Annotated in this window: 12 protein-coding genes; all 12 read left to right on the top strand. The window is 62.5% G+C overall.

Translation table 11 applies throughout. From position 1 onward, the window contains the following. Positions 1–28: 28 nt before the first annotated feature. Positions 29–1,111: a 3-isopropylmalate dehydrogenase gene (gene leuB, locus K5K89_RS19575; protein WP_071492222.1), complete on the top strand. Its 1,083-nt coding sequence runs from the start codon at positions 29–31 to the stop codon at positions 1,109–1,111. A gap of 64 nt (positions 1,112–1,175) precedes the next feature. Further along, positions 1,176–2,288, top strand: coding sequence for an aspartate-semialdehyde dehydrogenase (asd, locus tag K5K89_RS19570; protein WP_092250344.1), 1,113 nt, complete (start codon positions 1,176–1,178; stop codon positions 2,286–2,288). Positions 2,289–2,528: 240 nt separating this feature from the next. Continuing rightward, complete coding sequence (locus tag K5K89_RS19565; RefSeq protein ID WP_222540084.1) at positions 2,529–3,539, top strand: aspartate-semialdehyde dehydrogenase; 1,011 nt, start codon at positions 2,529–2,531, stop codon at positions 3,537–3,539. A gap of 162 nt (positions 3,540–3,701) precedes the next feature. Beyond that, positions 3,702–6,260: a FimV/HubP family polar landmark protein gene (locus K5K89_RS19560; protein ID WP_222540083.1), complete on the top strand. Its 2,559-nt coding sequence runs from the start codon at positions 3,702–3,704 to the stop codon at positions 6,258–6,260. A 141-nt stretch (positions 6,261–6,401) separates the two neighbouring features. Beyond that, complete coding sequence (gene truA / locus K5K89_RS19555) at positions 6,402–7,226, top strand: tRNA pseudouridine(38-40) synthase TruA (protein WP_071492219.1); 825 nt, start codon at positions 6,402–6,404, stop codon at positions 7,224–7,226. Between the two features lie 64 nt (positions 7,227–7,290). Further along, the gene (locus K5K89_RS19550) at positions 7,291–7,923 is read left to right on the top strand and encodes a phosphoribosylanthranilate isomerase (protein ID WP_222540082.1); all 633 of its coding nucleotides are present in this window, start codon (positions 7,291–7,293) and stop codon (positions 7,921–7,923) included. 243 nt (positions 7,924–8,166) lie between these two features. Continuing rightward, positions 8,167–9,087 (top strand): acetyl-CoA carboxylase, carboxyltransferase subunit beta, encoded by a 921-nt coding sequence (accD, locus tag K5K89_RS19545; protein WP_025856447.1) that lies wholly within the window; start codon positions 8,167–8,169, stop codon positions 9,085–9,087. Next, positions 9,084–10,391 carry a bifunctional tetrahydrofolate synthase/dihydrofolate synthase gene (gene folC / locus K5K89_RS19540; protein WP_222540081.1) on the top strand — a complete coding sequence of 436 codons (1,308 nt, stop codon included), beginning with the start codon at positions 9,084–9,086 and terminating at the stop codon, positions 10,389–10,391. Before accD ends, folC begins: the two co-directional genes overlap by 4 nt. Further along, a complete protein-coding gene (locus K5K89_RS19535) occupies positions 10,375–11,034 on the top strand; it encodes an SPOR domain-containing protein (RefSeq protein ID WP_222540080.1) in 660 nt (219 codons plus the stop codon). The genes folC and K5K89_RS19535 overlap by 17 nt, the downstream gene beginning before the upstream one ends. Before the next feature lie 113 nt (positions 11,035–11,147). Then, on the top strand, positions 11,148–11,705 hold the full coding sequence (locus K5K89_RS19530; RefSeq protein WP_003192538.1) for a CvpA family protein: 558 nt from the start codon (positions 11,148–11,150) through the stop codon (positions 11,703–11,705). A gap of 41 nt (positions 11,706–11,746) precedes the next feature. After that, complete coding sequence (purF, locus tag K5K89_RS19525; protein WP_058426877.1) at positions 11,747–13,252, top strand: amidophosphoribosyltransferase; 1,506 nt, start codon at positions 11,747–11,749, stop codon at positions 13,250–13,252. Positions 13,253–13,317: 65 nt separating this feature from the next. Then, positions 13,318–14,529, top strand: coding sequence for an O-succinylhomoserine sulfhydrylase (locus tag K5K89_RS19520; RefSeq protein WP_071492215.1), 1,212 nt, complete (start codon positions 13,318–13,320; stop codon positions 14,527–14,529). Positions 14,530–14,533 lie beyond the last annotated feature (4 nt).

Raw genomic sequence — 14,533 nt, 5'->3', positions numbered from 1 at the left:
GCGGGTCGCTTGATGAAATGAGGAACGCATGAGCAAGCAGATTCTGATTCTCCCTGGCGACGGTATTGGTCCGGAAATCATGGCCGAAGCGGTCAAGGTGCTGGAACTCGCCAACAGCAAGTACAGCCTGGGTTTCGAGCTGAGCCACGATGTGATCGGCGGCGCGGCCATCGACTTGCATGGTGTACCGCTGGCCGATGAGACCCTGGAGCGTGCGCGTGCGGCCGACGCCGTACTGCTCGGCGCCGTGGGCGGCCCGAAATGGGACAAGATCGAACGTGACATCCGCCCTGAGCGCGGCCTGCTGAAAATCCGTGCGCAACTGGGCCTGTTCGGCAACCTGCGCCCGGCGATCCTCTACCCGCAACTGGCCGACGCCTCGAGCCTCAAGCCGGAAGTGGTCGCGGGCCTGGATATCCTGATCGTGCGTGAGCTGACCGGCGGTATCTACTTCGGCTCGCCACGCGGCGTGCGCGAGTTGGAAAATGGCGAGCGCCAGGCCTACGACACCCTGCCGTACAGCGAGAGTGAAATCCGCCGTATCGCCCGTGTCGGCTTCGACATGGCCCGCGTGCGTGGCAAGAAGGTCTGCTCGGTGGACAAGGCCAACGTACTGGCCTCCAGCCAACTGTGGCGCGAAATCGTCGAAGAAGTGGCCAAGGACTACCCGGACGTCGAACTGAGCCACATGTACGTCGACAACGCCGCCATGCAACTGGTGCGTGCGCCGAAGCAGTTCGACGTGATCGTCACCGACAACCTGTTCGGCGACATCCTGTCCGACCAGGCGTCGATGCTCACCGGTTCCATCGGCATGCTGCCGTCGGCGTCCCTGGACACCAACAACAAGGGCATGTACGAGCCTTGCCACGGTTCGGCGCCGGACATCGCGGGCCAGGGCATTGCCAACCCCCTGGCGACCATTTTGTCGGTGTCGATGATGCTGCGTTACAGCTTCAACCTGAGCGACGCGGCGGATGCCATCGAGAAGGCCGTGAGCCTGGTGCTGGATCAGGGGTTGCGCACCGGCGACATCTGGTCGCAGGGTTGCACCAAGGTCGGTACGCAAGAAATGGGCGACGCAGTAGTCGCCGCGCTGCGGAATCTGTAATCTCTCGGGCCCGCTTGCAGTTGTTGCTGCAAGGCGGCCCACTTTTTAACAAGGTGTAGTTGCGATGAAACGTGTAGGTCTGATCGGTTGGCGCGGTATGGTCGGTTCCGTGCTCATGCAGCGGATGCTGGAAGAGCAGGATTTCGATCTTATCGAGCCGGTGTTTTTCACCACTTCGAATGTGGGTGGCCAGGGGCCGTCCGTGGGCAAGGATATTGCTCCGCTCAAGGACGCCTACAACATTGAAGAGCTGAAAACCCTCGACGTGATTCTGACCTGTCAGGGTGGCGACTACACCAGCGAAGTCTTCCCCAAGCTGCGCGAAGCCGGCTGGCAGGGTTACTGGATCGACGCCGCCTCGAGCCTGCGCATGCAGGACGACGCGGTGATCATCCTCGACCCGGTGAACCGCAAGGTCATCGACCAGCAGTTGGATGCCGGCACCAAGAACTACGTCGGCGGCAACTGCACCGTCAGCCTGATGCTGATGGGCCTGGGCGGCTTGTTCGAAGCTGGCTTGGTCGAGTGGATGAGTGCCATGACCTATCAGGCGGCCTCTGGGGCCGGCGCGCAGAACATGCGTGAGCTGATCAAGCAGATGGGTGCGACCCACGCCGCGGTCGCCGATCAACTGGCCGACCCGGCCAGCGCGATCCTCGACATCGACCGCCGCGTGGCCGAAGCCATGCGCAGCGATGCCTACCCGACCGAAAACTTCGGCGTGCCGTTGGCCGGTAGCCTGATCCCATGGATCGACAAGGAACTGCCGAACGGCCAGAGCCGCGAAGAGTGGAAGGCCCAGGCCGAGACCAACAAGATCCTCGGCCGCTTCAAGAGCCCGATCCCGGTGGACGGCATCTGCGTGCGCATCGGCGCGATGCGCTGCCACAGCCAGGCGCTGACTATCAAGCTGAACAAAGACGTGCCGATCACCGATATCGAAGCGTTGATCAGCCAGCACAACCCGTGGGTCAAGCTGGTGCCGAACAACCGTGATATCAGCATGCAGGAACTGAGCCCGACCAAGGTCACCGGCACCCTGAATGTACCGGTGGGTCGTCTGCGCAAACTGAACATGGGCAGCCAGTTCCTCGGTGCGTTCACCGTGGGCGACCAGCTGCTGTGGGGCGCGGCCGAGCCGCTGCGCCGCATGTTGCGGATCTTGCTGGAGCGTTGATCGCGTGAAGCAATGATGGAAACCCGCGCTCTGGTGACAGGCGCGGGTTTTTTGTTGTTTGGTCGGGCCTCATCGGGGGCAAGCCCCCTCCCACATTTTGACCTGCGAACCCGTTCGAGTGTGGGAGGGGGCTTGCCCCCGATAAGGCCATCAGCCCTACCACAAATGCCAGCTTAATTGCCTCACCCCCCACCACCCGGTAAAGTGCCGCTCCCCCCCGCAATGCCCGAGGCAGCCCCCATGACCCAGACCTTTGAAATCGCCGTGATCGGCGCCACCGGCACCGTCGGCGAAACCCTGGTGCAGATCCTGGAAGAGTTGGATTTTCCGGTGGGCACTCTGTATTTGCTGGCGGGCAACAACTCGGCGGGCGCCTCCGTGCCCTTTCGTGGCAGGAATGTGCGGGTCAAGGAGGTCGACGAATTCGACTTCAGCAAGGCGCAGTTGGCGTTCTTTGCGGCGGGGCCGGCGGTCACCCTGAGTTTTGCGCCGCGTGCCACGGCGGCTGGGTGCTCGGTGATCGACTTGTCCGGCGCCTTGCCGGCCACGCAGGCTCCGCACGTGGTGCCGGAGGCCAATGCCCACGTGTTGGAGGGGCTGAAGAAGCCGTTCCAGCTCGGCAGCCCCAGCCCGTCGGCGACCAACCTGGCGGTGGTGCTGGCGCCTCTGCGGGGCTTGCTGGATATCCAGCGGGTGAACGTCACCGCCAGCCTGGCGATGTCGGCCCAAGGGCGTGAAGCCGTCAGCGAACTGGCCCGGCAAACCGCCGAGCTGCTGAATATGCGCCCGCTGGAGCCGAAGTTCTTTGATCGGCAGGTCGCCTTCAACCTGTTGGCGCAGGTTGGCACGCCAGACGCCCAGGGGCATACGGCCCTGGAAAAACGCCTGGTCCATGAGTTGCGTGCAGTGCTGGAATTACCTTTGCTAAAGATTTCCGCAACCTGCGTTCAAGCCCCGGTGTTTTTTGGCGATAGCCTGACAGTGTCCTTGCAACTGGGGGCGGCGGTCGATCTGGCGGCGGTGAGCCGCGCACTTGACGCTGCGCCGGGCATCGAGCTTGTGGATGAAGGGGATTTTCCTACAGCCGTCGGCGATGCAGTGGGCCAGGATGTGGTCTACGTCGGTCGCGTCAGGGCAGGTGTGGATGACCCGGCGGAACTAAATCTGTGGCTGACGTCAGATAACGTACGCAAAGGCGCCGCACTGAATGCCGTGCAGCTGGCGCAGTTGTTGATAAAAGGCCTTGCGTAAAAGATACTTGGCGGCAATTTGTAGATTGATTCTAGCCAGGCGCTATGCTTGGTCCCAGGCAGGAAAAGTTGCGCGTCGGTGACCTATCGGCTCGCCATGCCTTATGGCAGCGGTTACCAACCTTCTCGCAGGCCGGGGAGTGTTCAAACAAAGGATGAGGCTATGGTTCAAGTTCGCAAACTGGTGTTAGCAATAGCGGCCGCCTCGGCGCTGTCCTCCGGTATGGCGCAGGCGCTGCAGCTGGGGGAGATGACCCTCAAGTCGAAGTTGAACCAGCCGTTGGCGGTGGAAATCGAATTGCTCGATGTCGGTGGCCTCACGGCCTCCGAGATCACGCCAAGCCTGGCTTCGACCCAGGCATTTGTGGACGCGGGCGTTGATCGCCAGGCGTTTCTCGATGACCTGACGTTTACCCCGGTGGTCAATCCAAACGGCCGCAGCGTGGTGCGCGTCACCTCCAGCAAGCCGTTGCCTGATTCCTACGTGCGTTTCCTGTTGCAGGTGCAATGGCCTAATGGCCGTTTGATGCGTGACTACAGCGTGTTGCTCGACCCGGCCAAGTTCGAGCAGCCGGCACCCACCGCTGCCGCGCCTGCGCCGCGTCTGGCTGCGCCGACCAACGCCGCGCCCGCCGCGCCCGCCGCGAGCAAACCGGCACAGCACACCACCACCTCCCGCGACACCCTGTGGGAAATCGCCGCGAAGCACCGTAATGGCGGCTCCGTGCAGCAGACCATGCTGGCGATCCAGGCGCTGAACCCGGATGCGTTCATAGACGGCAATATCAACCGGCTGAAAACCGGCCAGGTCCTGCGTCTGCCGGATGCCGTACAAAGCACTGCACTGCCGCAACCCCAGGCAATTGCTGAGGTGAGCGCGCAAAATGCCGCCTGGCGCCAGGGCCGACGCGCCGCCACCAACCCGGCAGCGGGCAAGCAGCAACTGGACGCCACCAAGCGCACCCAGGCCGGTAACGCGCCCGCAAGTACCAACACCAAAGACAACCTGAGCCTGGTGTCGGCCGAGGCCGCCAAGAAGGGCGCCAAGGGCAAGGCGGGCGACAGCGCGGCACTCAGCGACAAGCTGGCGATGACCCAGGAGCAACTGGACACCACCCGTCGCGACAACGAAGAGCTGAAAAGCCGCGCGGCAGACCTGCAAAGCCAGTTGGACAAGCTGCAAAAACTGATTCAACTGAAAAACGATCAGCTCGCCCGCTTGCAGGCTGAAAAGGGTGTTCCGGCTGCTCCGGCGACTGCCGCGATGCCCGCGCAGTTGGCAGGCGAGCCATCCACTGCACCTGCTACGCCCGAGGTCGCCACCCCTGCACCCGTCGCGCCAGCGCCTGAGCCGGTCAAGGCGGACGCGGCACCGGCCAGCGCCGACGGCAAATTCAATGAACTGCTGACCAACCCGATTGTTCTCGGTGTGATCGGGGGGGCGGCGGGCCTGCTGGTGCTGCTGCTCCTGCTGTTGTGGGCGCGCCATCGCAATGCGCGCCGCGAAGAGGAAAAACACCTGCGCATGGCGCGGGCCCTGGCTGAAGAGCCGGAGTTCACCTCGAACCTTCATGACGACCTGCCGCCGAGCAGCTTCGAAGGCCTGGAGACGCCGCCGCCCAGCGTAAAGCTGGCCGCCGCACCGGCCCCGGCTCCGGTGGTTGAACCGGCGGTTGTTGTGCCGACTGTTGCTTCCGTACTTGCGCCGCTGGCGGTTGCCGTGGCCCCGGTGAATTCAAACGATGCGCTGGCCCAGGCTCAGTCTCATATCGATCGTGGCCACCTGAACCAGGCTGCCGACGTGCTGGAGCAAGCGATCAAGCATGAGCCCAAGCGCAGCGACCTGCGCTTGAAGTTGATGGAAGTCTACGGCCTGCAAAACGACAAGGACGGCTTCGTGACCCAGGAGCGTCAACTGGTGGCCAATGGTGAAAACCACGCCCAGGTCGAGCAGCTCAAGACTCGCTTCCCGGCCATGGCCGTGTTGGCGGCGGGTGTCAGTGCCGCGGTGGCGGCTGCTGCCCTGGATGCTCAATACGTCAAGGATTTGCTCGAAGACAAACCGGCGCCTGCGCAGCCGGAGGCCTTTGACACTGATTTCGATCTCAGCCTGGACGATCTTGAAGAAGCTTCCCCGGCTCAGATCAAGGACGATCAGCAGACCTTCGAGTCGCTGTTGCAGCAGCAGACCGAAGCCAAGGCCGCGACGGACGACTTGTCGGACTTCGATCTCGACCTGCAACTGGATGCCCCGGCTTCGGCACAATCCGACGACGACTTCCTCTCGGGCCTGGAAGAGCAGATGAAGGACGTGCCGGCCGTCGAGCCGCCGACCCTCACGCCTGCGGCGTTGGACGACTTCGACTTGCCGGAAGACTTCGACCTGTCCTTGGCCGATGAGCCGGAAGCGGCCGCCAAGCCCGATGCTTTCACGTCGGAACTGGATGATGTCAACGCCGAGCTGGATCGCCTGTCCCAGAGCCTGGAACATCCGTCCATCGAGCCGTCCTTTACCGCGGAAGACGCGGCGCTGGGCGATGATGAGCCGGAATTCGACTTCCTCTCCGGCACGGATGAGGTGGCTACCAAGCTCGACCTGGCCCAGGCCTATATCGACATGGGCGATGCGGACGGCGCGCGGGATATCCTTTCCGAAGTGTTGACCGAAGGCGATGAGGTTCAACGCGGCGAAGCCAAGGAAATGCTCGGTCGGTTGGCTTGACAGCCCGTTGTTCAAACAGCGGCGACCTTCGGGTCGCCGTTTTGCTTTTGTGGGCTCTCCTGCAAACCGGCATAATGGCCGCCTTCGCGCAACTCATCAGGCTCTCAGTTCTTGGCAAATATAGATAACCCGACCGCCGAAATGGCGGCCGCAGGCTTTTACCGCATCGCCTTGGGCGTGGAATACAAGGGCTCGCGCTATCGCGGCTGGCAGCGTCAGGCGTCCGGCGTGCTGACGGTGCAGGAGACCCTGGAGAACGCCCTGTCGAAAGTCGCCGATTCACCGGTATCGCTGATGTGCGCCGGGCGTACCGACGCCGGTGTGCATGCCTGTGGCCAAGTGGTGCATTTTGACACTCAGGCCGAGCGGTCAATGAAGGCCTGGGTGATGGGCGCAAATATCAATTTGCCCCATGACGTCAGCGTCAGTTGGGCCAAGGTCATGCCGGCGCATTTTCATGCGCGTTTCAAGGCCATCGCCCGGCGCTATCGCTATGTGATCTACAACGACCAGATCCGCCCGGCGCACCTCAACGAAGAAATTACCTGGAACCACCGCCCGCTGGATGCCGAGCGCATGGCCGAGGCCGCGCAGCACCTGGTGGGTGTGCATGATTTCAGCGCCTTCCGTGCCGGCCAGTGCCAGGCCAAGTCGCCGATCAAGGAGGTCCACCACCTGCGGGTGACTCGTCACGGCAAGATGATCGTGCTGGATATCCGTGCCGGTGCCTTCCTGCATCACATGGTGCGCAACATCGCCGGGGTGCTGATGACCATCGGCACTGGCGAGCGTCCGGTAGAGTGGGCCAGGGAAGTGCTGGAAAGCCGCGTTCGTCGCACGGGAGGGGTCACGGCACACCCGTTCGGCCTTTACCTGGTGGATGTGGAGTACCGCGACGAGTTCGAGTTGCCGGAGCGTTTCATCGGACCACACTTCCTCACAGGTTTCAGCGAACTTGGCGGCTGACGCCCGGAAAAGCTTTTGTTACCATCCGGGGCTTTCTCGGTCCAACCCTGGAGGTTTCCACGACATGTCAGCCGTTCGCAGCAAGATTTGCGGGATTACCCGCATAGAAGACGCGCTGGCGGCGGTCGAGGCAGGGGCGGATGCCATCGGTTTCGTGTTTTATGCCAAGAGCCCACGGGCGGTGAACGTGCTGCAGGCGCGAGCGATCATCGCCGCATTGCCGCCGTTCGTGACCACCGTGGGTCTGTTCGTCAATGCCAGTCGCTGCGAGCTCAACGAAACCCTGGATGCCGTAGCCTTGGACATGTTGCAGTTCCATGGCGACGAAACGCCTGAGGAATGTGAAAGTTACCAGCGGCCGTATATCAAGGCGCTGCGCGTCAAGGCCGGGGATGATATCGCGGCGGCGTGTTCCGCCTACGGCAGTGCCCGCGGGATTTTGCTGGACACCTATGTCGAAGGCGTACCCGGCGGTACTGGCGAAGCGTTCGACTGGTCGCTGATTCCCGCAGGCTTGAGCAAGCCGATCATCCTGGCCGGCGGGCTCAACCCCGCAAATGTCGGGGCGGCAATCGAACAGGTGCGGCCGTATGCCGTGGATGTCAGCGGTGGGGTGGAGCAGGGCAAGGGCATCAAGGATCACAGCAAGATTCGCGCATTCATGCAGGGTGTGCGCAACAGCAGGGGTGCAATGTGACGGCTGGCAGTCTGCCGCCGTCCATAACTACCACTGTGTAAAACAGCCCGGCGCCGCCTGTGGTGGCCCGGAAACGAAGTGGCAACCCTGCGCTGGCAGGTTGTCTGGAAGGCTGAGGATACAGGCAGGAAAAGGCCGGTCGAACGTCTGACCCCGTCCAGCCTGTGTCATCGCCACATATGAATTTAGCTCAAGGGCATACGCGGGGCTGTGTTCAGGCCACCGGTACTGGAGAAAGAAAGCATGAGCAACTGGTTAGTAGACAAACTGATCCCTTCGATCATGCGTTCCGAGGTGAAGAAAAGCTCGGTTCCTGAAGGTCTGTGGCACAAGTGCCCCTCCTGCGACGCGGTGCTGTACCGCCCGGAGCTGGAAAAGACCTTGGACGTTTGCCCCAAGTGCAACCACCACATGCGTATCGGCGCCCGCGCCCGCATCGACATCTTCCTCGACGCCGAAGGCCGTAACGAGTTGGGCGCCGACCTGGAGCCGGTTGACCGTCTGAAGTTCCGTGATGGCAAGAAGTACAAGGACCGCCTGACCGCTGCGCAAAAGCAGACCGGTGAGAAAGACGCCCTGATTTCCGTCAGCGGCAAGCTGCTGGGCATGCCGGTCGTGGTGTCGGCATTTGAGTTCTCCTTCATGGGTGGCTCCATGGGCGCCATCGTCGGTGAGCGCTTTGTCCGCGCCGCCAACTATGCCCTGGAAAACCGTTGCCCGATGATCTGCTTCGCGGCCTCCGGTGGTGCGCGCATGCAGGAAGCCCTGATCTCCCTGATGCAAATGGCCAAGACTTCTGCGGTCCTGGCACGCCTGCGTGAAGAAGGCATCCCGTTCATCTCCGTGCTGACCGACCCGGTCTACGGCGGCGTTTCCGCCAGCCTGGCGATGCTGGGTGACGTGATCGTCGGTGAGCCCAAGGCGCTGATCGGCTTTGCCGGCCCGCGCGTGATCGAGCAGACCGTGCGTGAAAAACTGCCGGAAGGTTTCCAGCGCAGCGAGTTTCTGCTGGAGCACGGTGCGATCGACCTGATCATCCCGCGCGGTGAGCTGCGTCCACGCCTGGGCAACCTGCTGGCGCAAATGATGGGCCTGCCGACTCCGGTGTACGTCGCGCCTAAAGTCGAGCCGATCGTCGTGCCGCCGGTGCCTGCAAACCTATGACCCAACGTACCCTGGGCGAGTGGCTCGCCTACCTTGAGCAGTTGCATCCGTCCGCCATCGACATGGGCCTGGAGCGCTCGCAACAGGTAGCGGCCCGCCTCGGGTTGGGCCGCCCGGCGCCGCGAGTGATCACGGTGACCGGCACCAACGGCAAAGGCTCTACCTGTGCCTTTGTCGCGGCGCTGCTGCAGGCCCAGGGGCTGAAAGTCGGCGTCTACAATTCCCCGCACCTGCTGCGTTATAACGAGCGGGTGCAGCTCAATGGTGTCGAAGCCACGGATAAGCAACTCTGCGAAGCCTTCGCCGCACTCGATGCGGGCCGGGGCGAGATCTCCCTGACTTACTTCGAGATGGGCACCCTGGCGGCGTTCTGGCTGTTCGAGCGTGCGCAACTGGATGTGGTCGTGCTGGAAGTCGGCTTGGGTGGGCGCCTGGATACGGTCAACGTGGTGGATGCCGATTTGGCGTTGATCACCAGTATTGGCGTGGACCACGCCGACTATCTTGGCAATACCCGTGAGTCCGTGGCCTATGAAAAGGCCGGGATCTTCCGCCAGGGCAAGCCGGCGTTATGTGGTGATATCGATCCTCCGCACACCTTGCTGGACAAGGTGCGTGAGCTGGATTGCCCATTTTTCCTGCGTGGCCGCGAATTCAATCTCCAGATCGGCGCCTTTGACTGGCAGTGGCGTGGGCGTGATGCCCGTGGCCAGGTCGTCGAGCTGAGCGGCCTGCCGCTGCTGAACCTACCGATGGAAAACGCCGCGCTCGCGCTGCAAGCCTATCTGCTGCTGGATCTGCCGTGGAATGCCGAACAGATCGCGGCCACCTTGCTGGCGACTCGCGTGGTAGGGCGTCTGGACCGACGTGAATTCGAATGGCAGGGCAAGCGCCTGAACCTGCTGCTGGACGTGGGGCATAACCCCCATGCGGCCGAGTACCTGGCGCAGCGTCTGTCACGTACGCCGCCGGTCGGTCGTCGCTTGGCCGTGTTCGGCCTGCTGGCCGACAAGGACCTGGAAGGTGTGGTCACGCCCTTGCTGGGCAGTGTCCAGGCCTGGGCCGTCGCGCCGCTGGATACACCGCGCAGCCGCCCGGCCGCCGAGCTGGAAGCGGCCTTGCAGAACCTTGCTGCGCCGGTGACGTCGTATGCAAGCGTGACCGATGCCCTTGAAGCACAGTGCGCCATTGCCACGCCCGACGATGAGATTCTGTTGTTCGGGTCATTTTATTGTGTTGCCGAGGCGCTTGAGTGGTTAGCCCGGCGCTCCACGGAGGAAGCTGCACATGGCATTACTGGATAGCGCATACAAGCAGCGAATGGTCGGTGCCCTGGTGCTGGTGGCATTGGCGGTGATCTTCCTGCCAATGCTGTTTTCTCGCCAGGATGAAGAGCGTCAGGTCGTTGTCGAGGCGCCGGCCGCGCCCCAGGCGCCCACGGTGCCTCAGGTGCAGGTTGAGCCAGTGGTGGTTCCAGAGCCTCAGGCCTTGCCGGAGGAGGAGCCGGTGCCGACTGAGGCTCAGGTAGCCGCACAGCAAGCGCCGTCGATGCCGGTGCAGCCGAGCGTGCCGGTGGTCAAGCCGGCGCCTGCGCCGACCGTAGCGGCCAAGCCTGCTGCGCCGGCACCTGCGCCCAAGCCGGTAGCGCCGCAGCCCGTCGCGCCGGGCAAGCCGGATGTCGGCCAGAGCCGCATCGATCCGAATGGCTTGCCGATCAGTTGGTCGATCCAGGTGGCCAGCCTGGGCAGCCGCGAGGGCGCCGACGCGTTGCAGAAGAAGCTGCGTAGCCAAGGCTACAACGCCTATATCCGTAGTGCCGATGGCAAGAACCGGGTGTTTATCGGGCCGCTGATCGAGCGTGCCGAGGCAGACCGCCTGCGGGATTTGCTGGATCGCCAGCAGAACCTCAAGGGTTTCGTGACCCGGTTCCAGCCTGAGCGGGGTTGAAAGCGGATTTGCTCACCCCAAACTACTGATTTGCAAGGCAGCCACAATCACAGCTTACCGACAGCCCGACGCTCTGCTAAAATGCGCCGCCTCATCTGTCCGTAGGCTCCAACGTGCCATTTACCTGGGTTGATTGGGCGATTGTTGCAATCGTCGCCATCTCCGCTTTGATCAGTCTAAGCCGCGGCTTCGTCAAAGAAGCACTGTCGTTGCTGACCTGGATCATCGCAGGAGTCGTAGCCTGGATGTTCGGTGGTTCATTGTCGGTCTACCTGGCCGGATACATCGAGACACCTTCGGCTCGCGTCATCGCGGGCTGCGCCATCATGTTCATCGCCACGCTGCTGGTGGGGGCAATGGTCAATTATCTTATTGGCGAGTTGATACGTGTCACCGGCCTCTCCGGGACCGATCGATTTCTCGGCATGGCCTTCGGCGCCGCGCGTGGCGCGTTGCTGGTGGTCGTGGCGGTCGGGCTCTTGAGCCTGGGGCCGGTACAGCAGGATTCGTGGTGGCAGGAGTCGGTACTCGTGCCAAAATTTCTATTGGTTGCAGACTGGTCCAAGAACCTCATTCTGGGGTGGAGCAGTCAGTGGCTGGCCAGCGGAATCAGCGTACCCGCTGATCTTCCGTTCAAGGAACACCTCTTGCCGGCCAAAACGCCTCAGTAAGTTGTGTTCAGTCAAGATTCATTAAGTAGGGGTTGCGTCGCATGTGTGGCATCGTCGGTATCGTCGGTAAGTCGAACGTCAATCAGGCGCTGTATGACGCGCTAACCGTCCTCCAGCACCGCGGCCAGGACGCTGCCGGTATTGTGACCAGCCACGACGGCCGGTTATTCCTGCGCAAGGACAATGGTCTGGTACGTGACGTGTTCCATCAGCGTCACATGCAGCGCCTGGTCGGGCATATGGGCATTGGCCATGTGCGTTATCCGACTGCCGGTAGCTCGACGTCGGCCGAAGCTCAACCTTTCTACGTCAACTCGCCTTACGGCATCACCCTGGCGCACAACGGCAACCTGACCAACGTTGAACAACTGGCCAAGGAGATCTACGAATCTGACCTGCGCCACGTCAACACCAGTTCCGACTCGGAAGTGCTGCTCAACGTGTTCGCCCACGAGCTGGCCCAGCGTGGCAAGCTGCAGCCGACCGAAGAAGACGTCTTCGCCGCCGTTACTGACGTGCATAACCGTTGCGTCGGTGGTTACGCGGTAGTGGCCATGGTCACCGGCTATGGCATCGTCGGTTTCCGTGACCCGCACGGCATCCGCCCGATCGTGTTCGGCCAGCGTCACACCGACGAAGGCGTCGAGTACATGATCGCTTCCGAAAGCGTGTCCCTGGACGTGCTGGGCTTCACCCTGATTCGCGATCTCGCGCCAGGCGAAGCGGTGTACATCACTGAAGACGGCAAGCTGCACACCCGTCAGTGCGCCGTGGCGCCGAAGCTCACCCCGTGCATCTTCGAACACGTCTACCTGGCGCGTCCGGATTCGATCATCGACGGCGTTTCGGTCTACAAGGCGCGCCTGCGCATGGGCGAGAAGCTGGCCGAGAAGATCCTGCGCGAGCGCCCAGAGCACGACATCGACGTAGTGATCCCGATCCCGGACACCAGCCGTACCGCTGCGCTGGAACTGGCCAACCACCTGGGCGTCAAGTTTCGCGAAGGCTTCGTGAAGAACCGCTACATCGGCCGCACCTTCATCATGCCGGGCCAGGCAGCGCGCAAGAAGTCGGTACGCCAGAAGCTCAATGCCATCGAGCTGGAGTTCCGCGGCAAGAACGTGATGCTGGTGGATGACTCCATCGTGCGCGGCACCACCTGCAAGCAGATCATCCAGATGGCCCGCGAAGCCGGTGCGAAGAACGTGTACTTCTGTTCCGCAGCGCCTGCCGTGCGTTACCCGAACGTGTACGGCATCGACATGCCGAGCGCCCACGAGCTGATCGCGCACAACCGTTCGACACAGGACGTGGCCGACCTGATCGGCGCCGACTGGTTGATCTACCAGGACCTGCCAGACCTGATCGAGGCGGTCGGCGGTGGCAAGATCAAGATCGAGCAGTTCGACTGCGCGGTGTTCGACGGCAAGTACGTGACCGGCGACGTCGACGAGGCCTACCTGAACAAGATCGAGCAGGCGCGCAACGACTCGTCGAAGATCAAGACCCAGGCGGTCAGCGCGATCATCGACCTGTACAACAACTGAGTGACAACCGGCCCTGAGGGGCCGGTTTTGTATCTTAAATAAAGAATTGAGTAAGGAGTGGCAGCATGAGTCAGGAATGGGATGCCGGTCGGTTGGACAGCGACCTCGATGGCGTAGCTTTCGATACCCTGGCTGTGCGCGCCGGCCAGCACCGCACCCCGGAAGGTGAGCACGGTGATCCGATGTTCTTCACCTCCAGCTACGTGTTCCGTACTGCGGCCGATGCCGCTGCGCGCTTTGCCGGCGAAGTGCCGGGCAACGTGTATTCGCGTTACACCAACCCGACCGTGCGTGCGTTCGAAGAGCGTATCGCGGCGCTGGAAGGCGCTGAGCAGGCGGTTGCAACGGCGACCGGCATGGCCGCCATCCTGGCGGTGGTGATGAGCCTGTGCAGCGCTGGCGACCATGTGCTGGTGTCGCGCAGCGTGTTCGGGTCGACCATCAGCCTGTTCGAGAAGTATTTCAAGCGTTTCGGCATCGAAGTCGATTACGTGCCCCTGGCGGATCTGTCCGGCTGGGATGGGGCGATCAAGGCCAACACCAAGCTGCTGTTCGTCGAGTCGCCGTCCAACCCTCTGGCCGAACTAGTGGATATCGCTGCGTTGTCCGAAGTGGCGCACGCCAAGGGCGCAATGCTGGTGGTGGACAACTGCTTCTGCACTCCGGCGTTGCAACAACCGTTGAAGCTGGGCGCGGATATCGTTGTGCACTCGGCCACCAAGTTCATCGATGGCCAGGGCCGTTGCATGGGCGGTGTGGTGGCGGGTCGCAGCGAACAGATGAAGGAAGTCGTCGGCTTCCTGCGCACCGCTGGCCCGACCTTGAGCCCGTTCAACGCCTGGATCTTCCTCAAAGGCCTGGAAACCCTGAGCCTGCGCATGAAGGCCCATTGCGCCAACGCCCAGGCCCTGGCCGAATGGCTGGAGCAACAGGACGGCATCGAGAAGGTGCACTACGCCGGCCTCAAGAGCCATCCGCAACACGAATTGGCTCAGCGTCAGCAGCGCGGTTTCGGTGCTGTGGTGAGTTTCGAAGTGAAGGGCGGCAAAGAGGGCGCCTGGCGCTTTATCGATGCGACACGCCTGATCTCCATCACCGCCAACCTGGGTGACAGCAAAACCACCATTACCCACCCGAGCACCACGTCTCACGGCCGCCTGGCGCCGCAGGAGCGTGAGGCTGCGGGCATTCGTGACAGTCTGATCCGCATTGCGGTAGGCCTGGAAGACGTGACGGACTTGCAGGCTGACCTGGCTCGCGGGCTGGCAGCCTTGTGATCGA

The sequence above is a fragment of the Pseudomonas sp. DR208 genome (assembly GCF_019823005.1).
Taxonomy (GTDB): Bacteria; Pseudomonadota; Gammaproteobacteria; order Pseudomonadales; family Pseudomonadaceae; genus Aquipseudomonas; species Aquipseudomonas extremorientalis.
The sequence above is the reverse complement of the archived record's forward strand: the minus strand, read 5'-3'. Positions and strand labels throughout refer to the sequence as shown.

Excerpts from the sequence above, each read along its gene's own strand:
- K5K89_RS19565 (WP_222540084.1), top strand. The coding sequence starts at position 2,529 with ATGACCCAGACCTTTGAAATCGCCGTGATCGGCGCCACCGGCACCGTC.
- K5K89_RS19550 (WP_222540082.1), top strand. The coding sequence starts at position 7,291 with ATGTCAGCCGTTCGCAGCAAGATTTGCGGGATTACCCGCATAGAAGAC.
- K5K89_RS19535 (WP_222540080.1), top strand. The coding sequence starts at position 10,375 with ATGGCATTACTGGATAGCGCATACAAGCAGCGAATGGTCGGTGCCCTG.
- accD (WP_025856447.1), top strand. The coding sequence starts at position 8,167 with ATGAGCAACTGGTTAGTAGACAAACTGATCCCTTCGATCATGCGTTCC.
- folC (WP_222540081.1), top strand. The coding sequence starts at position 9,084 with ATGACCCAACGTACCCTGGGCGAGTGGCTCGCCTACCTTGAGCAGTTG.
- K5K89_RS19520 (WP_071492215.1), top strand. The coding sequence starts at position 13,318 with ATGAGTCAGGAATGGGATGCCGGTCGGTTGGACAGCGACCTCGATGGC.
- leuB (WP_071492222.1), top strand. The coding sequence starts at position 29 with ATGAGCAAGCAGATTCTGATTCTCCCTGGCGACGGTATTGGTCCGGAA.
- truA (WP_071492219.1), top strand. The coding sequence starts at position 6,402 with ATGGCGGCCGCAGGCTTTTACCGCATCGCCTTGGGCGTGGAATACAAG.
- purF (WP_058426877.1), top strand. The coding sequence starts at position 11,747 with ATGTGTGGCATCGTCGGTATCGTCGGTAAGTCGAACGTCAATCAGGCG.
- asd (WP_092250344.1), top strand. The coding sequence starts at position 1,176 with ATGAAACGTGTAGGTCTGATCGGTTGGCGCGGTATGGTCGGTTCCGTG.
- K5K89_RS19560 (WP_222540083.1), top strand. The coding sequence starts at position 3,702 with ATGGTTCAAGTTCGCAAACTGGTGTTAGCAATAGCGGCCGCCTCGGCG.